The sequence below is a fragment of the Flavobacterium luteum genome, assembly GCF_008806775.1.
GTDB classification, from domain to species: Bacteria; Bacteroidota; Bacteroidia; order Flavobacteriales; family Flavobacteriaceae; genus Flavobacterium; species Flavobacterium luteum.
In genome coordinates this window covers 624,442-646,580 of sequence record NZ_WAEM01000001.1, presented here as the reverse complement: position 1 = coordinate 646,580, position 22,139 = coordinate 624,442, and the positions used below count along the sequence as shown (strand labels likewise).

General features: G+C 32.2%; 19 protein-coding genes. 9 read left to right on the top strand and 10 right to left on the bottom strand.

The window, feature by feature from the left end; genetic code table 11:
* Positions 1-13 precede the first annotated feature (13 nt).
* Both F6464_RS02905 and F6464_RS02900 read right to left on the bottom strand, forming a co-directional pair.
* Positions 14-310 (bottom strand): putative quinol monooxygenase, encoded by a 297-nt coding sequence (locus F6464_RS02905; RefSeq protein WP_151106240.1) that lies wholly within the window; start codon positions 308-310, stop codon positions 14-16.
* 16 nt (positions 311-326) lie between these two features.
* A complete protein-coding gene (locus F6464_RS02900; RefSeq protein WP_151106239.1) occupies positions 327-1,175 on the bottom strand; it encodes an SAM hydrolase/SAM-dependent halogenase family protein in 849 nt (282 codons plus the stop codon).
* Between the two features lie 108 nt (positions 1,176-1,283).
* Here F6464_RS02900 and F6464_RS02895 point away from each other — a divergent pair, with 108 nt between their 5' ends.
* Complete coding sequence (locus tag F6464_RS02895; RefSeq protein WP_151106238.1) at positions 1,284-2,234, top strand: PhoH family protein; 951 nt, start codon at positions 1,284-1,286, stop codon at positions 2,232-2,234.
* A gap of 112 nt (positions 2,235-2,346) precedes the next feature.
* Here F6464_RS02895 and F6464_RS02890 read toward each other — a convergent pair whose 3' ends face one another.
* A complete protein-coding gene (locus F6464_RS02890; protein WP_151106237.1) occupies positions 2,347-3,342 on the bottom strand; it encodes a glucosamine inositolphosphorylceramide transferase family protein in 996 nt (331 codons plus the stop codon).
* Positions 3,343-3,562: 220 nt separating this feature from the next.
* On the opposite strand from F6464_RS02890, the gene F6464_RS02885 reads away from it, so the two are divergent.
* On the top strand, positions 3,563-4,516 hold the full coding sequence (locus tag F6464_RS02885) for a phosphoribosylaminoimidazolesuccinocarboxamide synthase (protein ID WP_151106236.1): 954 nt from the start codon (positions 3,563-3,565) through the stop codon (positions 4,514-4,516).
* Between the two features lie 73 nt (positions 4,517-4,589).
* On the opposite strand, the gene smpB is transcribed toward F6464_RS02885, so the two are convergent.
* Positions 4,590-5,042, bottom strand: a complete 453-nt coding sequence (gene smpB, locus F6464_RS02880; protein WP_151106235.1) for an SsrA-binding protein SmpB — start codon at positions 5,040-5,042, stop codon at positions 4,590-4,592.
* 61 nt (positions 5,043-5,103) lie between these two features.
* Here smpB and F6464_RS02875 point away from each other — a divergent pair, with 61 nt between their 5' ends.
* Positions 5,104-5,328 (top strand): VF530 family protein, encoded by a 225-nt coding sequence (locus F6464_RS02875; RefSeq protein WP_151106234.1) that lies wholly within the window; start codon positions 5,104-5,106, stop codon positions 5,326-5,328.
* Between the two features lie 29 nt (positions 5,329-5,357).
* Here F6464_RS02875 and F6464_RS02870 read toward each other — a convergent pair whose 3' ends face one another.
* Positions 5,358-6,209 (bottom strand): aldose 1-epimerase family protein, encoded by an 852-nt coding sequence (locus tag F6464_RS02870; protein ID WP_151106233.1) that lies wholly within the window; start codon positions 6,207-6,209, stop codon positions 5,358-5,360.
* Between the two features lie 97 nt (positions 6,210-6,306).
* On the opposite strand from F6464_RS02870, the gene F6464_RS02865 reads away from it, so the two are divergent.
* The 3 genes from F6464_RS02865 (at position 6,307) to dnaK (ending at position 11,147) form a co-directional block, all read left to right on the top strand.
* Positions 6,307-6,588 carry a hypothetical protein gene (locus tag F6464_RS02865; RefSeq protein ID WP_151106232.1) on the top strand — a complete coding sequence of 94 codons (282 nt, stop codon included), beginning with the start codon at positions 6,307-6,309 and terminating at the stop codon, positions 6,586-6,588.
* 194 nt (positions 6,589-6,782) lie between these two features.
* Entirely contained in the window at positions 6,783-9,032 is a 2,250-nt protein-coding gene (locus tag F6464_RS02860; protein WP_151106486.1) for a M1 family metallopeptidase, read from the top strand.
* Positions 9,033-9,260: 228 nt separating this feature from the next.
* Entirely contained in the window at positions 9,261-11,147 is a 1,887-nt protein-coding gene (gene dnaK, locus F6464_RS02855) for a molecular chaperone DnaK (RefSeq protein WP_151106231.1), read from the top strand.
* Positions 11,148-11,271: 124 nt separating this feature from the next.
* Here the strand turns inward: dnaK and F6464_RS02850 are convergent, their stop codons facing one another.
* Together F6464_RS02850 and F6464_RS02845 are read right to left on the bottom strand one after the other, a co-directional pair.
* Positions 11,272-11,658 (bottom strand): hypothetical protein, encoded by a 387-nt coding sequence (locus tag F6464_RS02850; RefSeq protein ID WP_151106230.1) that lies wholly within the window; start codon positions 11,656-11,658, stop codon positions 11,272-11,274.
* Between the two features lie 220 nt (positions 11,659-11,878).
* A complete protein-coding gene (locus F6464_RS02845; RefSeq protein WP_151106229.1) occupies positions 11,879-13,657 on the bottom strand; it encodes an AMP-dependent synthetase/ligase in 1,779 nt (592 codons plus the stop codon).
* 179 nt (positions 13,658-13,836) lie between these two features.
* On the opposite strand from F6464_RS02845, the gene F6464_RS02840 reads away from it, so the two are divergent.
* Positions 13,837-14,427 (top strand): dual specificity protein phosphatase family protein, encoded by a 591-nt coding sequence (locus F6464_RS02840; RefSeq protein ID WP_151106228.1) that lies wholly within the window; start codon positions 13,837-13,839, stop codon positions 14,425-14,427.
* Between the two features lie 53 nt (positions 14,428-14,480).
* Here F6464_RS02840 and F6464_RS02835 read toward each other — a convergent pair whose 3' ends face one another.
* The 3 genes from F6464_RS02835 to F6464_RS02825 all read right to left on the bottom strand — a co-directional run bounded on the left by F6464_RS02835 (position 14,481) and on the right by F6464_RS02825 (position 20,429).
* Entirely contained in the window at positions 14,481-14,927 is a 447-nt protein-coding gene (locus tag F6464_RS02835) for a hypothetical protein (protein ID WP_151106227.1), read from the bottom strand.
* 103 nt (positions 14,928-15,030) lie between these two features.
* Entirely contained in the window at positions 15,031-18,747 is a 3,717-nt protein-coding gene (gene purL, locus F6464_RS02830) for a phosphoribosylformylglycinamidine synthase (RefSeq protein WP_151106226.1), read from the bottom strand.
* Between the two features lie 122 nt (positions 18,748-18,869).
* Positions 18,870-20,429 carry a right-handed parallel beta-helix repeat-containing protein gene (locus F6464_RS02825; RefSeq protein WP_151106225.1) on the bottom strand — a complete coding sequence of 520 codons (1,560 nt, stop codon included), beginning with the start codon at positions 20,427-20,429 and terminating at the stop codon, positions 18,870-18,872.
* 168 nt (positions 20,430-20,597) lie between these two features.
* Between F6464_RS02825 and F6464_RS02820 the strand changes: the two genes are divergently transcribed.
* Together F6464_RS02820 and F6464_RS02815 are read left to right on the top strand one after the other, a co-directional pair.
* On the top strand, positions 20,598-21,026 hold the full coding sequence (locus F6464_RS02820) for a PaaI family thioesterase (RefSeq protein WP_151106224.1): 429 nt from the start codon (positions 20,598-20,600) through the stop codon (positions 21,024-21,026).
* On the top strand, positions 21,026-22,138 hold the full coding sequence (locus F6464_RS02815) for a chorismate-binding protein (protein ID WP_151106223.1): 1,113 nt from the start codon (positions 21,026-21,028) through the stop codon (positions 22,136-22,138). Before F6464_RS02820 ends, F6464_RS02815 begins: the two co-directional genes overlap by 1 nt.
* The last annotated feature ends 1 nt before the right edge of the window (position 22,139 follow it).

Sequence of the window (22,139 nt, the reverse complement as noted above, 5' to 3'; positions counted from 1 at the left end):
TTTGAAAAACGGATTACTTTAAACTGACCACTTTATCTACGCTCCAAGCCTCAGGCTTAGCATTGAATAATTTTTTTGTAAAAGTCCAAACGTCATAAAAAAGTTCGGATTTTCTATAATTTTCTAAATCATCTTCGGTTTCCCAATAGCTGTAAGTAAAGAAAATACATTTGTCATTTTTGTCTTGATACAATTCAAGAAAACGATTTCCAGTTGCATTTCGTATTTTGTTTTTCATTAAATCGAAATTCTCCAAAAAAGCTGGAATATTTTCTTCGTGAAAACTCATTTTTACAATTCTTACAAACATTTTAAATTTTTATCTTTTACAAAAAATTAATAATAATAGTATCTCGATAGCCTAACCCTAAAAGGCTGGAGGCACTTCCAACAGACAAAGGATTACTTCTAAAAATAGCAATTTCTAGAAAACCGGCTTCGTTAAAAATGGCTAATTTATCGCCTTCATAATTCTTAACTTCATAATTTCTGGCATTTGCAATATCCGAATACTTGGCCCAAATGTTTTTTATTGGACTTGATACTTTTTGATTTCGTCTTTGGATCATCGGAATTTCATAAGGTCGACCTTTTGCAATTTCTAAAAATAATTTTTTAGAGATATTGGTTACCACATTTCCAAAATGATCAATATAAATTACATAACCTTTTATGGAGTTTCTGTCATCACTAACAAGAGCTTGCAATTCTGTTGCTTGTTTGATAGAAGAAATTTCTTTACCAATAACATTTAGCAAACCTCCTCTAGCGATGTGTGTAGCAACAGTTACAAAAACGTCCAAATCAGTTGCATCAACTGGCAATCTATCGTGAATGTTGATGGCAACCATTTTTTTAGGAACGATGTTTTGAATGAGCATACTAAGAATTCCGTTATCGGCACAAATAAAAAAATGTTCGTTCCATTCAATAGCTAAATGCTGATTTTCTTTATTCAATTCAGCATCAACACCAATTAAATGAATGGTTCCTTTAGGGAAACTTTTATAGGATGCGCTTATCATATAACTGGCTTCTGCTGTGTTAAAGGGGTCAATATCATGCGAAATATCTACAATTGTTGCCTCAGGGTATTCAGATAAAATTTTCCCTTTTAAAGCACCTACAAAATGATCTTTTAATCCATAATCGGTCGTAAGGGTAATTATTGACATAATTTTGTTTATAACTATTGGTGCAACGTAAACTTAAATTTTACTAAATTTGAGAAATGCAAAGCTAATAATTATCAGTGATTATTTTTTAATTAAATACTACTCCATTTGAACGAAAGAACTATCGAGCTCATAGACATCGCTCCAAACGATTTTTGGGGTGCTCAAGACACTCATCTTGAAACCATTAAAAAATACTATCCAAAGTTAAAGATTGTTGCTCGTGGTACAACTATAAAGGCTTTTGGAGAAAAAGAAGTCTTAGATGAATTCGAAAACCGCTTCAACCGACTCATGCTTCATTTTACACGATATAATAATATAGATGATAATGTTATTGAGCGTGTTATCCAAAGTGATTTACAAGAAGAGCGTAAAGCTTTTAATCATGATAAAATTTTAGTTCACGGTGTTGGCGGAAAAATCATTAAAGCCATGACACCAAACCAACAATTGTTGGTAGACATGATGAACAAAAACGATATGCTTTTTGCAGTAGGGCCAGCGGGTACAGGAAAAACCTACACTGGTGTTGCAATGGCAGTAAAAGCATTGAAGGAGAAACAAGTTAAAAGAATCATTCTAACTCGTCCTGCAGTTGAAGCTGGAGAGAATCTTGGTTTTCTTCCAGGCGATATGAAAGAAAAGTTAGATCCTTATATGCAACCCTTGTACGATGCACTTCGCGATATGTTGCCTAATGAAAAATTAGAAGATTACATTCTAAAAGGTATTATACAAATTGCACCATTGGCATTTATGCGTGGTAGGACTTTAGATCATGCTTTTGTTATTTTAGATGAAGCTCAAAACACAACTCACTCGCAAATGAAAATGTTTTTGACTCGTATGGGAAAAAGCGCTAAGTTTATGATTACAGGAGACCCTGGTCAGGTCGATTTGCCCAGAAGGACTATTTCTGGACTTAAAGAGGCTATTTTGGTTTTGAAAGATGTAGAAGGAATAGGCATTGTATATCTAGACGACAAAGATATTGTTCGCCACCGATTGGTTAAAAAAGTAATTGATGCTTATAAGCAGATTGAAAATCATGATTAAAGTCTTTACTCTAAATCAATTAAAAATTAAGTATTAAATGAATTCAAAAAGTAAATTTAAAGTTATTATTAGTGATTTAAATGGAACTTACAAGTAATTTAATTTATTAGTATTAATTTAAATTTTGATAAAGCCAATTTTTTACATCATAATAATTCATTTTTAGAGATCCTTTAATATTTATTTTTTTTTCAGCATTTACTAAACGATTTCCATCGTAGACACAATAATATTTGTTGTCTATTCGTTGAATATCGAGTTGATGCATTCCTGCATTAAATTCTTTTATGTTTTTGTGTCTTTTTAGAAAGAATGGTTTTACTCTTTTTATAGTATAATCGCCGTTTTTAAAAGTCAAATTATATAAAGACACACCAAATCCATAACCATTACTAGAATTTTGAATCGGTACGATTAATCCCTTTTTATTTGCAAATATTCTTCCACCACATCTTGATTCACTTCCCATAATTACTTTTGATTTCTTGTGTAATTTCCATTTTCCAAAAAGAGAATCTGCTTGATACATGTACATTGTTAGCTTGTCATCGGTAGCCAACATAATGTTTAAAGTATCTGAAATATATATAGTTGGATCCTTTAGCTTAATGTTTTTTAGTAAAGTATCGCAAACTTTCCATCCAAAAGGGAAGCGACTGGCTTTATACAACAAAACATGATTAGAACCTTGACTTTCAGGAATCATATAATAGTTTTTTTGGTATTCAAACACCTGTGGATAGGACAGATGGAACTTTTCTTTCAAAGCGGTTCCTCTGTATTTATAATTTTTCCCATCGGTAGAAGTTAGTAATCCAATTTCGGCATGATTTTCTATTTTTTTATGTTCAAAAAACAAATAAAAAGTATCTTTTACTTTCAAAAAGAATGGGTCGGCTAAAAACTTAGTATTATCATCAAAAATTTTAAGTTGTTCTAAAGGATATTTTCCATTTTTTTCTACTGAAATATTCTCTGGAAAAGTATTTGATTCACCAAAACCAATAGACCATGGACCACCGTTTTGTTTTAAAAAAGGAATTCGGTAGTTAAATACAACTAATAAAATAAAAGTTAAAATAAAGATTGAGAGAAGAATTTTTTTCATCTTTTTGAGAAAGTCTGTAATACTATGAATTAACAAATATATTTTAAAAATGATAGACAATTTAATTTTTATTAAAATCTTATTTTGATTTAAAATAGATTACTGATATAGAAGAATCTTTACTAAAATTCCATACCTTCTTTATGTCACTTTTTCCATAGAAAAATCACTGATTTTTAATTATATTTGTAAACTTAAACTGCAACGTACAACTACAATAATGAGCAACACTATTATTACTACTAATTTTAATTTTCCAGGTCAAAAATCAGTTTATCGAGGCAAAGTTAGAGAAGTTTACACTATTAATGACGATTTACTAGTTATGGTAGCAACTGATAGGCTCTCTGCATTTGATGTGGTTTTGCCAAAAGGAATTCCGTACAAAGGACAAATACTGAATCAAATTGCTACTAAGTTCATGGAATTAACCCAAGATATTGTACCGAATTGGTTAATAGCTGCTCCCGATCCAAATGTGGCTGTAGGCTATTTATGTGAACCATTTAAAGTCGAAATGGTAATTCGGGGCTATCTTTCTGGTCATGCAGCTCGTGAATATGCACTTGGAAAAAGACAAATATGTGGTGTTACTATGGCTGAAGGATTAAAGGAGAATGATAAGTTTCCAGAACCTATTATCACACCAACCACAAAAGCCGACAATGGCGAACACGATGCCGATATTTCACGAGAGGCTATTTTATCTAAAGGAATTGTTACAGATGAAGACTATTTGGTTTTAGAACAATATACTAGAGCTTTGTTTCAAAGAGGGACTGAAATTGCGGCTAGTCGAGGATTGATTTTAGTGGATACAAAATATGAGTTTGGAAAAACTAAAGACGGTAAAATTGTATTAATTGACGAAATTCACACACCAGACTCCTCTCGTTATTTCTATTTAGAAGGTTATCAAGACCGACAAAATAGGGGAGAAGAGCAAAAACAATTATCTAAAGAATTCGTTAGACGCTGGTTAATTGAAAATGGGTTTCAAGGACTAACAGGACAGCAAATTCCTAATATGACCGACGAATATATTGAAACGGTTTCACATAGATATATTGAATTGTATGAAAATATTCTAGGAGAAAAATTTGTTAAAGCTGATATTTCTAATATCAATGAACGAATTGAAAAAAATGTATTGGATTATTTGAAAAGCAGATAATTTTTTTGTTTTTTTATACAAATAAGCTACAATTCTAATTTTGGATTGTAGCTTAATTAATATTAATAACTTTCTAGAAAGATTTCTTTATTCTATCTAAATCACGTTTTGTGTCTTGTTCTTTTAATGACTCACGTTTATCATAAGTTTTTTTCCCTTTACATAGACCAATTTCTAGTTTAGCCATTCCTTTTTCATTAGTAAATAATTTTAAAGGAACAATGGTTAATCCTTTTGCCTGAACACTTCTCGCTAAATTTTTTAATTCTCTTTTGTTAAGTAAAAGTTTGCGTTCGCTCCTTGATTTATGGTTAAACTGGTTTCCAAAAGCATATTCTTCAATATAAGTATTTATAGCAAAGAGTTCAGTTCCGTTAAACTCACAGAAACTTTCAGTGATATTTGCTTTACCGAGTCGGATTGATTTTATTTCCGTTCCAGCCAAAACAATTCCAGCAGTAAAGGTTTCGATAATTTCATAATCGAAACGGGCTCTTTTATTTAATATATTGATAGTTTTTAACATAGGATGGCAAATGTAACAACAAATGTACGAAAGACAAATAAAATTAATTTAAATTTGTGCAATGGAAAGTTCAAAAAATAAAAATCCACTTCATGGAATATCGCTTCAATTAATTGTAGAAAGACTAGTTGGTTTTTATGGCTTTCATACTTTAGGTGAATTGATAAAAATTAAATGTTTTACAGAAAATCCAAGTGTTAAATCAAGTTTGACTTTTTTAAGAAAAACCGATTGGGCTCGAAAGAAAGTGGAAGAATTGTATATCAAAACGCTACCTAAATTATAAAATAATTGAAAATTTTAATCTTATAATTTTTATAAAATTTCAATAATAAATGTGCAGACAAATGTTTCTTTAGGTTCAACAAATTGAATAGCTTCTTTTTCTAAAATATTCCCGTTAGAATAAATGGTGTCAGAATACCCTAACCATGGTTCTATACAAATAAACGGAGCATTATTTTTAGTCCAAATTCCTAAATGTGCAAAATCATCGTATGTAACACGAAGAAATGGAATATCATTTTCTAAAATTGTAATTTTTTTAGATTTTAAATTTTTAAAAATCAAAGCATCCTGCTCAAATAAAGAGTAGGTAAGTGGTAATATGTTTTCTTTCGTCTCGTGTTCTAAAGTAACATCTGAAATCAAATCGTTTTCAAGTTGATAACTTATCAAATTTTCAGTTTCATCAAAAGCCAAAGCATAGTTTTCAAAATCTTTTGGTAATGCAAATGCAGGGTGGGCACCTATAGAAAATGGTAATATGACATTGTCTCTATTAAAAATGGTATAGGCTATTTGCAACTCATTCTCAATTAAAGTGTATTTAAGTTGTAATTCAAATAGAAATGGATATACTTTTAAGGTTTCTTCATTAGCCAAAAGCGAGAAAACAGCTTCTTCATTTGTTTGACTAATTAACTGAAAATTAACATCTCTAGCAAAACCATGTCGCAATAAGTTATAAGTAGTATCGTTATATACAAAAGAATTATTTTTTAAAGTACCAACAATAGGAAATAAAATAGGAGAATGTTTTCCCCAAAATTCAGGATTTCCTTCCCAGATATACTCTGTATTCAATTTGTTTTTAAAAGATACTAATTCAGCACCTTTATGATTAATTTCTACTGTTGAATGTAAATTTTTAAGAGTTGTTTTCATAATAATTTAAAAATTTATGACTTTTTATTTGTTTTGTAAATATATTTTATTACTTTCACATACCCAAATGCTATTTATTAACTAAAACTTAACCGTTATGATTACTTATTTTGAAATCGTAGAGAAAGAAAATATTCAGTCTCTCAAGTTCCCCAATTCAGATGTTCTAAATGATAATGAAGCTATTTATCAACGTAAAAATGAATTAAATCGCGCTCAAGCTCTAGGAAATCTAGAGCATTCAAAAATTAAAATCTTCTTCGAAGACAATCAATCAAAGAAAGTTGTAGAAACTACAGTCTGGGCAGTAACAGATAATACTGTTGTTCTCAAACAAGGCTTCGCAATTCCTATAAATAGAATTTTTAGATCTGTTTAATTTTATTAATACAATATAAAAGCCAACCATTGAGTTGGCTTTTTTTATTTTGGTTTTTTAAAGTTTATTATTTTAAAACTTAATATTTAGCTAAATGTATGAATTTTTTATTTTTTATTTAATAAAAAGTGTTTAGTTTGTGTAACTTTTGCAAGAAAAGTGATTCTAAGTATATAAAATTTAATAGTATGTCAATGAGATTAACCTTTAGTAAAGTCATTTTATTAATGACTCTTGTATTAACAATATCAAATGTATTTGGTCAACAAAGTCCATCAGTTTCTAACTATGATTATCATGATGCTTTTGCACCACTTTTTTATACAAAAAATGGTACTGAAACTAGGTCAGCGAGTGGTCAGCCAGGGTCAAAATATTGGCAGAATAGAGCCGATTATCAATTAACGGCTAGCTTAAATGATAAAAACAGTGAAATCATAGGTTCTGAAATTGTAACGTATACCAATAATAGTCCTGATAAATTATCTTTTTTATGGATGAATTTGGATCAAAACTTATTCAAATCGGACTCTCGCGGAAATGCTGTCATTCCTGTTACAGGAAGTAGAAACGGAGCTAAAGGTCAGATTTTTGATGGTGGTCATAAAATTAAATCGGTAAAAATCATCTCTACAAGTAAAGGAAAGGTCTCAGAATTAGCTGCTAAATTTTCTATAATAGATACTAGATTGCAAATCATTCTTCCTCAAGAATTAAATGCTAATGGAGGAATGATAAAACTAAAAATAGAATTCTCTTACATATCTCCAATATACGGTTCTGATAGAACAGGTGTTTTAGATACTAAAAATGGTAAGATTTTTACAATTGCTCAATGGTATCCAAGAATGTGTGTCTATGATGATGTTAAAGGATGGAATTCTCTTCCTTACATAGGAGCAGGTGAATTTTATTTAGAATATGGTGATTTTGATGTTAAAATCAATGCTCCATCCAGTCATATAGTTGTTTGTTCAGGCGAGTTAGTTAATCCTACAGAAGTGTATACTGTAGAACAACAAAAACGTTGGGAAATGGCTTCAAAAAGTGATAAAACAGTTGTTATTCGCTCTGCCGATGAAGTAACAAATCCCTCATCAAGACCGGTTAATAAAGCTACTTTAAATTGGCATTTCAAAATGAAAAATGCTAGAGATGTTTCATGGGCATCTTCTGCTTCATTTATTGTAGATGCGTCTAGAATTAATTTACCTAGCGGAAAAAAATCGATGGCAATATCTGCATATCCGGTTGAATGCGATGGAAATGCTGCTTGGGGAAGATCTACAGAATACACCAAAGCTACTATTGAAAATTATTCAAAACGTTGGTTTGAATATCCTTATCCAGCAGCGACAAATGTCGCTGGAAATGAAGGCGGTATGGAATACCCAGGAATTGTTTTTTGCGGTTGGGAATCAAAAGGAGCTGATTTATGGGGCGTTACGGATCACGAATTTGGGCATTGTTGGTTTCCAATGATTGTAGGTTCAAATGAAAGATTATTTGCTTGGATGGACGAAGGCTTTAATACTTTCATCAATTCATTAAGCAGTGTTGATTTTAATAAAGGCGAATATAAAATCCCAGCGATAGATTTGCATCAAATGTCAGAGCCATATACAAATCATGACATTGAGCCAATAATGACCGCGCCAGATGGATTAAAAGAAGTTAATTTAGGACTTTTAGCCTACAGTAAACCTTCATCAGGACTGGTTATGCTGAGAGAACAAGTTTTAGGAGAAGAACGATTTGATTTTGCATTTAGGACTTATATATCACGTTGGGCATACAAACATCCAACACCTGATGATTTTTTTAGAACAATTGAGAATGTTTCAGGTGAAGATTTAAATTGGTTTTGGAGAAGTTGGTTTATCAATAACTGGCGCTTAGATCAAGGGATTAATGGGGTAAAATATATAAAAAATGATCCAAAATTAGGCGCAATAATATCTATAGAAAATTTCGAAAAAATGCCTATGCCTGTAATTTTAGATATTAAAACAGTAAGTGGTATAACTACAAGAGTTAAATTGCCTGTTGAAATTTGGCAGAGAAATAAGTCATGGTCATTTAAACACAATTCTACTGAGGAAATTGAAAGCATTATACTAGATCCCGATCATGTTTTTCCTGACAGTAATGAAGAGAATAATATATGGAAATCAGGAAAAGGCATAATTGAAAAAGACATTATATTGGATGGCTATCTAGGAACATATTCTAATAAAATGGCGCCAGTAAAAATTATTTTTTCTGAAGAGAATGGAGTATTAAATGCCACAATTACTGATTATCCGCCGTTTGGTTTAGAAAATACAGCTATAGACACTTTCGAATCTAAGCAAGCAGGGGTTCAATTTATTTTTAATCAAAGTAAAACAGGAATGGATATGATTTTATCCAATGGGAACAAGATACCCTTTACAAAAGAGTAGTTTATTATTTTAAAAATTTAATTGATAACGGTTTCTAGAATATAGAGACCGTTTTTTTATTAGATTTTAATTTACTAAAATTAAAATAAAATGTCAACATGTCATATTTTTCAAGTTCATTTAAACACTAACTGACAATTTATTGCGTTTTTTATATTGGCATAAAGATTGACTTATCGTTTTTGAGTTGTTAAAAATAAGTATACAATAAAATTAAATATAATAAAAATGGGTAAAATAATCGGAATTGATTTAGGTACGACAAACTCTTGTGTCTCTGTAATGGAAGGTAACGAAGCAGTTGTTATCCCTAACGCAGAAGGAAAAAGAACAACACCATCTATCATTGCATTTGTTGAAGGTGGAGAAATTAAAGTAGGGGATCCTGCTAAAAGACAAGCAGTAACAAATCCTACCAAAACAATTGCTTCTATTAAACGATTTATGGGTCATTCTTTTGGCGAAATTACTGCTGAAGCAAAAAGAGTATCCTATAAAGTTGTAAAAGGAGACAATAACACACCTCGAGTGGATATTGATGGTCGTTTGTATTCTGCTCAAGAATTGTCAGCTATGACACTTCAAAAAATGAAAAAAACTGCTGAAGACTATTTAGGTCAAACAGTTACGGAAGCAGTTATTACTGTTCCTGCTTACTTTAATGATGCACAACGTCAAGCTACAAAAGAAGCTGGTGAAATTGCAGGTCTTAAAGTAATGCGTATTATCAACGAACCTACAGCTGCAGCTTTGGCTTACGGTTTGGATAAAAAAGGTAAAGATCAAAAAATTGCTGTTTACGATTTAGGTGGAGGTACATTTGATATTTCTGTTCTTGAATTAGGAGACGGAGTTTTTGAAGTATTGTCTACTAATGGTGATACTCACCTTGGTGGTGATGATTTTGACCACGAAATTATTGACTGGTTGGCTACTGAATTTTTAACTGAGGAAGGTATTGACTTGCGTTTAGATCCAATGTCTTTGCAACGTTTGAAAGAAGCTGCTGAGAAAGCAAAAATTGAATTGTCCTCCTCTACTGAAACTGAAATTAACTTACCATACGTAACTGCCACGGCTTCGGGACCAAAACACTTGGTTAAAAAATTGACTAGAGCTAAATTTGAACAATTAACTGATGCATTAGTAAAACGTTCTATGGCACCAGTTGCTAAAGCATTGAAAGATGCTGGTTTATCAACTTCAGATATCGACGAAATAATTTTGGTTGGTGGGTCTACTCGTATGCCAAGAATTGTTGACGAAGTTGAAAAATTCTTTGGTAAAAAAGCATCTAAAGGAGTTAATCCTGATGAGGTTGTTGCTATTGGAGCAGCGATTCAAGGTGGAGTTCTTTCTGGAGATGTAAAAGATGTATTGTTACTTGACGTTACTCCTTTATCTTTAGGTATCGAAACTATGGGTGGAGTTATGACTACATTAATTGAGTCTAACACTACTATACCAACTAAAAAATCTCAAGTTTTCTCTACTGCTGCAGATTCTCAACCAACAGTTGAAATCCACGTATTGCAAGGAGCTAGAGCAATGGCTGCTGACAACAAAACAATTGGTCGTTTCCATTTAGATGGCATTCCACCAGCACCTAGAGGGGTTCCTCAAATTGAAGTAACTTTTGATATTGATGCTAATGGTATCATCAAAGTTTCGGCAACTGATAAAGGAACTGGTAAATCTCACGATATTCGTATCGAAGCTTCTTCTGGATTAACTGCTGAAGAAATTGAAAGAATGAAAAAAGATGCTGAAGCTAACGCTGATGCTGACAAAATTGCAAGAGAAAGAGCTGAAAAATTGAATGAAGCAGATGGAATGATTTTCCAAACTGAATCTCAATTGAAAGAACTTGGAGATAAATTGACTGATGATAACAAAGTAGCTATCGAGTACGCGTTGACTGAATTGAGAATGGCTCACCAATCTCAAGACATTCCAGCTATTCAAAAAGCTTTAGACAATATTAACTCTGCATGGAAAACCGCTACAGAGGCCATGTATGCGCAAGGAGAACAAGGTCAAGCTCAAGAGCCACAACAACAAGGTGAAGCTCAAGGTGACAATGTTCAAGATGTTGAATATGAAGAAGTAAAATAGGGTAGAACTTAAAAATAGTTTAGTAAACTGTTTTAGTGAATAAGCCAGAAGGCGGGAAAGCCTTAATAATTAAAAAAACCAAGCAAGAAATTGCTTGGTTTTTTTTAAATTAGTATGACTTGTCTTATTTTAATTTTCCAATCACAAAAGCAATAGTACCACTAACTATGGCAGATGATGCAATAGTTATCACAATATCAAGTCCCATATTTTGATAGTTAGGAGCTGCCTGCATAGCATTCATGAAGAAATTGCTGTAGAAGCCTATAAATAAACCCAGTATGGCTCCTGCTTTTATACCAGACATCAGATTAGATATTCCTGCCCATTTGTTAAATATGTATGACACTAGAAACCCAAAAGTCATACATCCTAAAAATATAAAGAGCATATTCATATTCTCACTTGGAGGAAATTGGTCTTTAAAAAGGATTCCGTAGAACAGCCATCCTAATAAAAAGTCAATAAATCCACCAACACTACCTGAAACTAAAAAATTTTTTACATTCATAATTTTTTAAATTTAATTGGTTAATCCAATAAAAGTATTAAAAAAATAAAGCTATTGTTCGAACATTTGTTAAAATTATTAACTATTTATATTTTAAATTGTTAATAATGAGAATTATATAGTTTCATTTCTCAAAATTAAAATGATTTCTGTTTTTAGTCAAATTTTGTTAGAAATTAAATATTGGCTTTTTATAATTTAGGTTAATTATTTATGATAATTAAGAAACATCGTAAATTTTATGAAACAAATTGATATATTTTTCCATTACCACTTTACGTTTTAATTTCATAGTTGGAGTGAGGTGTCCTGCAGGAACTGTCCATAAATCGGCAGTTAATTCGAATCGTTTTATTTTTTCCCAATTACCAAATTTTTCATTGATTGTATCAACTTCTTGTTGAATGCGCTTAATTACTTCCTGATTTTGAATTATTTCTTCATTAGAATTTCCAATTGTAATATTGTTAAGTTTTGCCCACTCTCTAATATAATCGAAGCTTGGCTGAATAAATGCAGCGGGCATTTTTTGTCCATCTCCAATAACCATAATTTGTTCTATAAAGTGCGATTGTTTCATTGCATTTTCAAGCAATTGAGGTGCAATATATTTACCACCACTTGTTTTGAACATTTCTTTTTTTCTATCGGTAATTTTTAGAAAATTATCATTGTCAACTTCTCCAATGTCGCCAGTATGAAAATAGCCATCAATTATAACTTCATTTGTAAGTTTTTCGTCCTTATAGTAACCCAACATGACGTTAGGTCCTTTGCACAGAATTTCACCATCAGGAGCAATTTTAATTTCGACATTTTTTATAATTCGCCCAGCAGTTCCTATTTTAAATCCGTTATTTCTTTGATCATTTACTGAAATTACAGGTGAAGTTTCAGTCAAACCGTAGCCTTCCATAACAGGAATTTCAGCAGCAGCAAATATTCGAGCCAATCTGGGTTGCAAAGCGGCACTTCCATTAACAATCAAGTTTAATTTTCCTCCAAGTCCAGCTTTCCATTTGCTAAAAATTAATTTTCTAGCTAGTTTTAGCTGTAAATTATACCAAAATCCGTTACCTCCATTTGGTTCATATCGCAAACCTAGTTCTACAGCCCAAAAGAATAGTTTTTTCTTAATTCCTTTAAGTTCAGATCCTTTTGCAATTATTTTATCATAAACTTTTTCAATTAATCGAGGAACACCTGTCATTACTGTAGGCTGTACTTCTTTTATATTGTCAGAAATTTTTTCTATAGATTCGCCAAAATAAATTGAGCAACCCATAAATTGATATATATAGGTAACCATTCGTTCATAGATATGGCAAATAGGTAAAAAACTTAAAGCGCGGCTTTCTCCAGCTGCAAAAGGAATTCTATCAGAAGAATCTAAAACATTTGAAACTATATTATTGTGAGAAAGCATAACCCCTTTTGGTTTTCCAGTAGTTCCAGAGGTGTAAATTATAGTAGCTAACTCCTGGGGTTTTACATTCCTTTTTCTATTTTCAACTTCTTCTTGGTTAGAGGAGTCTTTGCCCAAAATAAGTAATTCATTCCAGTTTTTACAACCAATAATTTCATTAAAAGAGTATACTTCTTTAAGGTTGGGAACATTGTTTTTTATAGCATTAAGTTTAGTCAAAACTTCAATATCAGAAACAAAACAATAAATGGCCTCAGAATGATTTAAAATATATTCATAATCATTTTCAGAAATTGTTGGATATATTGGCACATTTTGAGCACCAGTTTGAAGAATCCCAACATCCATTATATGCCACTCCGTTCTATTGTTACTTGATATAATAGCAATTTTATCATTTTTGTTGACTCCCATTAGCAATAAAGCACGTGAAATGGTATTGGCATTATCAATATATTCTTGCGTAGAAGTCTTTATCCACAAGCCATTATACTTAGTAACTAGAGCATCTTGAAGAGGATAATGCTCAAGTTGATAATAAGGAAAATCAAATAGTCTTGTTATAGTATTCATTTTTTACAGTAATTTTATTGCAAATTAATTAATAATAGCTTCTCTCACAATATTTATTAATAATAATGGTTATTGTCATTAAATATTTAAGTTTACAAAAATAAATGTGCTTTTAATTAATAGAATTATAAAAATTAAAATTCAATAATAACTTTGATTTAATTAAAATTAAAAAAAGAATGAAAAAGAATAAAAGAATAATTTGGTTTTTAATACTTGCAGTAGTTTTATTTTTTGTTGGAAAAGAAGTATATGTTATGAACATTAACCACAATTTTGAGACAATAACTGACGGAAAAGTATATAAATCAGGAGTTATTCCGCCAGATGAAATTGAGAGTTATGTAAAAAAGTATAATATAAAATCTATTGTAGATTTAAGGATGCCAGGCACCAATGATTTAATTTTAAATCCAGAAGCACCAGGAGAACTGGCTGCCGAAAAAGCTGCAGTAGCTAAGATTAAAGGTTTAAATTACTATAGCAATCCTTCAGATCAAGTTCCTACCCATAAAAATATTGAAATTTTTACAAAAATCATGGACGACAAAGCCAATTATCCAGTACTAATACATTGTTATCATGGGACTGGTAGAGCCGAAATGTATTCGGCAATTTACAGAATTGAATATGAAAATTTTAGTAATGAAGATGCCAGAAAGGGAGTTAGAACTCTTATAAAATGGAGCTCTTTTGATGATGGAAAACCAAAAGGTGAATATTTGAAAGGGTATAAATCGAGAAAGCAATTGGCTGCGGAAAACAAATAATTGGATTTAAAGTAAAAAAACTCATTCTTCTTGAATGAGTTTTTTCATGAATATTATTTTTCAGCTGTTTCAGAATAGTCTTTCATTCGTTCTCCTTGAATGTACATTTTTAAAGTATTAAAGTGAATGGAAAAAGGCACTTTTTTCCAACCTTCAAAAGCATCATTTTCTGTGCTTGAAGTATATTGATACCAAAGGGAATAAGCAGCACTATCATATCCTTTTATATACATCGGAGCTCCATTTTCATCACATTCTATTCCCCAAACCATTTCTCTTTTTGGCTGTTCGTGTAATTGATAAATTCCCATACCATTTGCATTCAATTCTACAATAGGTTCTGCACCTTCAAAGTAATAAGTCCCTGTAATTGGGTAGTCAATATTTGGAGTTATATAATGTATTCCATCACTAGTTTCTATTGAAGTGAATGCGTTTTGAGCGAAATTTTTTGAAGCAAAAAATAGCAATGCAATTAGTATTGTGTTTTTTAATTTCATGATTTATATATTTTTATTTCAAATATATAAATTTTGAATAGTATGAGAAGTATTTTATTTTTATAAAATTTCTAAAATTAAAATGAAATCTCCTATCATTTTCTTAAACATTCTCAATCCACAATCTGGCATTCATAAAACCCTCGTGCCAAGGCGAAACTTCATCGTTTCTGTCTTTTGGATAATGAGCCCAGTTCCATTGGAAAGTAGAGCGCTCAATGTGCGGCATCATCACCAAGTGGCGACCTGTTGTGTCACATAACATTGCCGTATTATAGTCGGAACCATTTGGATTGGCTGGATAACTATCATAACCATATTTCCCAACGATGTTGTAGTTTTCTTCTCCCATTGGTAAATGGAATTTTCCTTCACCATGCGATACCCAAACTCCAAGTGTACTTCCCGCTAAAGTAGATAACATCACCGAATTGTTTTTTTGAACGGTTACCGACGTAAATATACTTTCGTGTTTATTACTTTCGTTATGAAGCATTTTTCCGTGAACTTTGTGCTCTGGATTGATTACTTCCAATTCCATAAACAATTGACAACCGTTGCAAATTCCAACCGATAAAGTATCCTCTCTTTTGAAGAAGTTTTTTAATGCTGTGTTTGCTTTTTCGTTGTATTTGAATGCTCCAGCCCATCCCTTAGCAGAACCTAAAACGTCCGAATTGGAAAATCCTCCAACGGCTCCAATAAACTGAATGTCTTCTAGATTTTCACGTCCCGAAATCAAATCGGTCATGTGAACATCTTTTACGTCAAATCCTGCTAAGTACATTGCATTGGCCATTTCACGTTCGGAATTACTTCCTTTTTCACGAATGACGGCCGCTTTTGGTCTTGGTTTTGAATTGTCGTTAACGGGGGCTTTACCTGTAAAATGTGTTGGAAAAGTATAGTTTAAAGCTTGGCTTCCATAATTGTCGAACCGTGCTTGAGCCGTTCCATTTTTGGCTTGTTTTTGATCTAATAAGAAAGAGGTTTTAAACCAAATGTCTCTGTGTTTTTTTATGTCGAAAGTCGAAAGTCCAAGGTCTAAAGTACCTTTATCGGTAACTTCACCAAGTTTAAAAAACTCAATTTGATTCTCTTTTAATTTAGCTTCAACTATTTCGTCTGAATTGGCTTGGAATACAATTCCAATGTTTTCAGCAAAAAGGATTTTTACTAAATCCTTTTCTTCGAAAACAGAGAAATCAATTTTCGCTCCCAAATTTACATCAGCGAAACACATTTCCAATAAAGTGGTAATCAAACCACCGCTTCCGATATCGTGACCAGCCAAAATTTGATTATTTAAAATCAATTCTTGAATCGTGTTGAATGCATTTTTAAAGAAAGTGGCATCTTTAATAGTTGACGCTTCGTTTCCTATGGAATTCAAAGTTTGTGCAAAAGAGGAACCTCCTAATTTGAAATCGTCTTGAGACAAATTAATATAATAAATAGAACCAACTGTCTTCCCATTGCTTTGGGATCTCAAAACAGGTTCCACTACTTTTCTAATATCGATACAATTTCCTCCAGCCGAAATAATCACCGTTCCCGGTGCAATTACTTCGTCATTTGGATATCTTTGTTTCATGGAAAGGGAATCTTTTCCTGTTGGAATGTTGATACCCAATTCGATTGCAAATTCAGAACAAGCTTCAACCGCAGCATATAAACGAGCATCTTCTCCTTCATTTTTACAGGCCCACATCCAGTTGGCTGACAATGAAATTCCCTTGATTCCATTTTTGATTGGAGCCCAAACGATATTCGATAAGGATTCGGCAATAGCGGTTCTTGTTCCTGCAATAGGATTAATTAAAGAAGCGATAGGAGAGTGCCCAATTGAGGTGGCAATTCCTTCTTTTCCTAAATAATCCAAGGCAACAACTCCACAATTGTTCAAGGGCAATTGCAAAGGCCCTGCACATTGTTGTTTGGCTACTTTTCCACCTACACATCGATCGACTTTGTTGGTCAACCAGTCTTTACAAGCTACAGCTTCCAGCTGTAATACTTGTTCTAAATAAGTAGAAATATTTTTTAAATCATATTCTAATGCAGGATAATTGTAATGGATGGTTTTGTCTGTCATTACGGTTTTTGGCGAACTTCCAAAGAAATCTTCCAAAGCATAATCCATTGGTTTTAAACCGGTAGTTTTAGACTCAAATATAAACCGATGATCGGCCGTAACGTCCCCCACTTGGTACATTGGAGAACGTTCCCGATCTGCAATTTTTTGAAGTAAATCAATGTCTTTTTTTCCAATAACCAATCCCATTCTTTCTTGAGATTCATTACCAATAATTTCTTTTGCCGAAAGGGTAGGGTCTCCAATAGGTAGTTTGTCAAGATCGATTAATCCTCCCGTTTCTTCAACCAATTCTGAGAGACAGTTTAAGTGTCCACCAGCTCCGTGATCGTGAATAGAAACTATAGGATTATGGTCGCTTTCTACCAAACCACGAATGGCGTTTGCAGCGCGTTTTTGCATTTCTGGATTGGAACGTTGGATAGCATTCAACTCAATACCAGATCCAAAAGCACCAGTATCGGCTGAGGAAACAGCCGCTCCACCCATTCCTATTCTATAATTTTCTCCACCAAGAATCACAATTTTGTCTCCTTCTTGTGGTTTCTTTTTTATGGCTTGATCTAATTTTCCGTAACCAATTCCACCCGCCTGCATAATTACTTTATCGTAACCCAACTTGCGAGTTTTTGGATCTTCTCCTTCGGGGGAGTTGGAGGGGGAATCTTGGTGTTCGAAAGTCAATACTGATCCTGTGATAAGAGGTTGTCCAAATTTATTTCCAAAATCCGAAGCTCCATTTGATGCTTTTATTAAGATGTCCATTGGGGTTTGATACAACCATTTTCGTTCTTGCATGCCATTTTCCCAATCCCGATTGTTATCGGGACTATCGTTTTCCAAACGAGAATAAGAAGTCATGTAAACGGCAGTTCCCGCTAATGGTAAAGAACCTTGTCCTCCTGCCAAACGGTCGCGAATTTCTCCACCAGATCCTGTAGCGGCTCCGTTGAAAGGCTCTACCGTAGTTGGGAAATTATGCGTTTCTGCTTTTAAAGAAATGACCGAATCAAACACTTTTATCTCGTAAAAATCAGGTTTGTCGGCGGTTTTAGGAGCAAATTGTTGTACTCTTGGTCCTTTTACAAAAGCTACGTTGTCTTTGTAAGCCGAAACGATATCGTTAGGATTTTCCTGAGATGTTTTTTTGATTAATTTAAAAAGAGAAGTTTCTTTTTCTATGCCATCAATTATGAAAGTACCGTTGAAAATCTTGTGGCGACAATGTTCTGAATTGGCTTGTGAGAAGGCAAAAATTTCCGAGTCCGTTAATTTTCTTTGTAATTTGGTGGCCAAATCATTCAAGTATTCCACTTCTTCGGCGCTCAAAGACAATCCTTCGGACTTATTATAAGCGGCGATATCTTCAATATTTAAAATCGCTTCAGGTTGCATGTGAATCGTGAAAATATCTTGATTCAATTCGGTATATTTTTGCGAAAGCATTGGGTCGAAATCTGTAAAATCTTCAGTAACTTTATGGAATTCTTCAATTCGAATGATTCCAGAAATCCCCATATTTTGGGTAATTTCAACCGCATTTGTACTCCATGGCGTAATCATAGTGGCACGTGGACCAACAAAAAAATCCAACAAGAGGGATTTTTCAATTTTATTGGAGTCGGCAAAAAGCCAGTTGAGTTTTGAAATATTTTCAGTAGAAAGTTGATCTTGCGTTTGTACTGCAAAAACCGTTTTAGTCTGGTTTCCGAAGAAATGAATCATTGTGTAGTAGTTTTATTCCGCGGCGCTCCATACAGTTCGGGCACCTCGAGTGTGTTGTTGTGGCAAATTTAGTCTAAAAAATCACAATCTACAATGTACAGTTATAAAGAGTTTTTAACATACTATTTTGGAAATGGAGCGCTTTGAAATGCACCAATATCCGGAATTGAAGATCTTGAAATCCCCAAAATATCAGTTGGAATTCGATATAAAGCGCTTCCTTTCTGGAAAGCAGCTGAATTTTCATCGATATTCAGTTTATTCTGATTTATATTATAAAATTTAGGGTCTTTGTTTTTTATATTTCCAAATTCCTGATTTCTAATAAAATTATAAATTTCATTTTTTGCAATTCCTGTTCCAGTATCATTAAACTTAATCAGACAGTTTTCGAATGATGAATTAAAAATAGCAGAGTCTACTTTGTCTAAAAATAATTCGACATTATTTGAGCCATAAATGATACAATTGTTGAAAGTGGCCTGGTCTAAATTTGAAACTGTGATACTTTCATCTTCGTTTTTCTCGAAATTACTTAAGTAAACTGCCAATTGTTTGGAACTATTCCAGTTATTATTGAAGGTACAATGGGTAAAATTATAATCTCCACCAATAGTACAAGTAAGACTTGCTTGTCCAGCATAATTCATTACAAGGTTTTCTCCAAGAATCGTTGAGGTTCTTGCTAAAATTCCGTAGTTAGAAGAATTATATATTTGAGAATTGGTTATTCTTAAGTCGCTTTTTTGCATCAAAAATCCTAACGAAGCATTTTTTAATGTTAAATGATTAACAAAAGAGGTGCTTTCATCTCTGAGCCAAACCACTCCCCATTGTCCAGGAGTATCTGAAAATTCAGGCTCTAAGCGATCGCCTTCAAAAATCACTTCATTTTCTTGAGGTTTATCAGGATTTGGCGACACTGCTCCATTTATTCGTAATTGTGCTTTAGGCTGAATTATTAATCCAGATTCTGAATGAAAATATACTCTAGCACCAGCATCTATCTTTAAAATTTTGCCTTGAGGAACTCCTGCATATCCATAAATTACATAGGGCTTTTCATTAGTAAAATGAAATTCATCTCCATTGATAGGATCATTCTCATTCAATTCGAAACCATTAATTCGTATTTCTAAATTATCTTCATCAACACCTAAAAGCAAACTTTCTTTAGTACCATCTTCATACTTTTGTGGATATAAAAAAATTGCATCTTGTATTAAAGTTACCAAATTTACTTTTTGTAAATTACTACCTGTATCAAATTCAATTTCATCAGTATATAAAAAATCAGTAGGATTTGCATCAGTTATGCTAGCAGTAGTTTCGATAAAAATATACAAACTATCTTTTGCTAAAAGTTCAACATTATTAAATAATTTTCCATCTCCAATGCCATTACCATCCTTATCTTCACCAGTCATGCCGTCAACCATAATTCGGTATTTCGAGTTTGTTTTTTTTAATTTTATGGTTGGAATCGCTATGTCTTTATTACTGCGATTATACACTTTTAGAGTATAAGTACTTGAGCCAATATCTGTAAAAACGGTGTCTAAATAAACGGTGTTTTTAGAAAATTGTAGATTTCCAGAACTTGGAACTGTGTCAAAGTCTTTCCTGCAAGAACTCATGAAAATTACAATTCCGATTAAAAAGATATAAATAAATTTGCGCATTGCTTTTTGAATTTTGGTAAAAATAGTAAAAAATGTTTACTAGGGGTATTTGATGATTTGTTTAATTGTAACGCAAAACTTTAAAAATTAGTCTTTTTTAGACCATCTTTAATTCTATTCTCTTTCTTGTATAATCTTAATGTCTTATTTTTACATAAAAATTAAATCATGGCTTTTGATAAAGATAGAATCATTACACAATGTAATGCGTTTTCTAAAAACACACTAATGGAAACATTAGAAATTGAATTTATAGATGCTGGAGAAGATTTTCTTGTGGCAAAGATGCCAGTAAATTCAAGAATTCATCAGCCAATGGGTTTGTTACATGGCGGTGCTAGTGTTGCCTTGGCAGAAAGTGTAGGGAGCGCTGCATCGATGTTGTTTATAAATCATGAAGACAGTGAAATTCGAGGCATCGAAATATCAGCCAATCATCTGAAGGCTGTAAAAGAGGGTTTTGTAATTGGTACTGCAAAGATTATTCATAAAGGACGAAGTATTCATTTATGGGAAATTAAAATTACGGATGAGGAAAATAATTTGATTTCACTTTGTAAGTTAACCAATATGGTTTTGCCTCGAAAAAAAGTATAATGAATTCACTTGAAAATTTAACATTAACTGCAATTTTAGAAAAAGCAAATCATCAATTAAAAGTAGATTTACCTTTTGTATTGTACAATAAACCCAATTCAAATCAGTTAATTGGACTTTTTCAGAAAAACGATTCTTTACATTTTATAGATAATTTTGAGGAAGTTGGTTTTGTTTTTGCTCCTTTTGATGGAAAAAAGGTTGTTATTCCCGAAAATCAATCTGAAATTCAAACTGCTTATTTTGAAATAAATAGTAATATAGAAACCGATTTTTATATTAATCAAAAAGAAGATGCTGAAGCTAAAATTAAGTTTATAAAACTTATTGAAAAGGGAATTAAAGGTATTGAATCAGATGAATTAACAAAAGTAGTTTTGTCTCGTAAAGAAGTTGTTGAAGTTGCTCATTTAGACACAATGATTTTGTTTCAAAGATTGCTAAACGAATATCCATCGGCTTTTACATATTGTTTTTTTCACCCAAAAGTAGGGTTGTGGTTGGGCGCATTTTCTGAGCAGTTATTACAAATAAAAGGTATTAATTTTCAGACCGCTGCTGTAGCTGGAACTCAGTTATATTTAGATTCGGAAAAAATAGTTTGGAGAAGTAAAGAGCAACAAGAGCAACAATTGGTTACCAATTTTATTTTAGATAATGTTAAAACAGTTTCTTCTAATTGTACTGTTTCTGAATCATATAATTTAAAGGCTGGAAATCTTGTTCATATTAAAACGGACATAAAAGGCACTTTAAATAAGGATTCTAATTTAAAAGAGGTTTTAGAAATTTTACATCCAACACCTGCTGTTTGTGGGCTGCCAACTTACAATGCTAAGAATTTTATTTTAGAAAATGAAGCTTATAATAGAGAGTTTTATTCTGGATATTTAGGAGAACTAAATAAAGATTTTAGTTCTCAAGAACGGAGTACTGATTTATATGTAAATTTGAGATGTGTAAAAATTGAAACAAACTTGAAGATTTCAACAGCTAAAGCACATGTTTTTGTTGGATGCGGAATTACAAAGGATAGTATTCCTGAAAAAGAATGGATAGAAACGGTAAATAAATCGGTGACAATTAAGAAGATTTTAGATTTAATAATTTAGA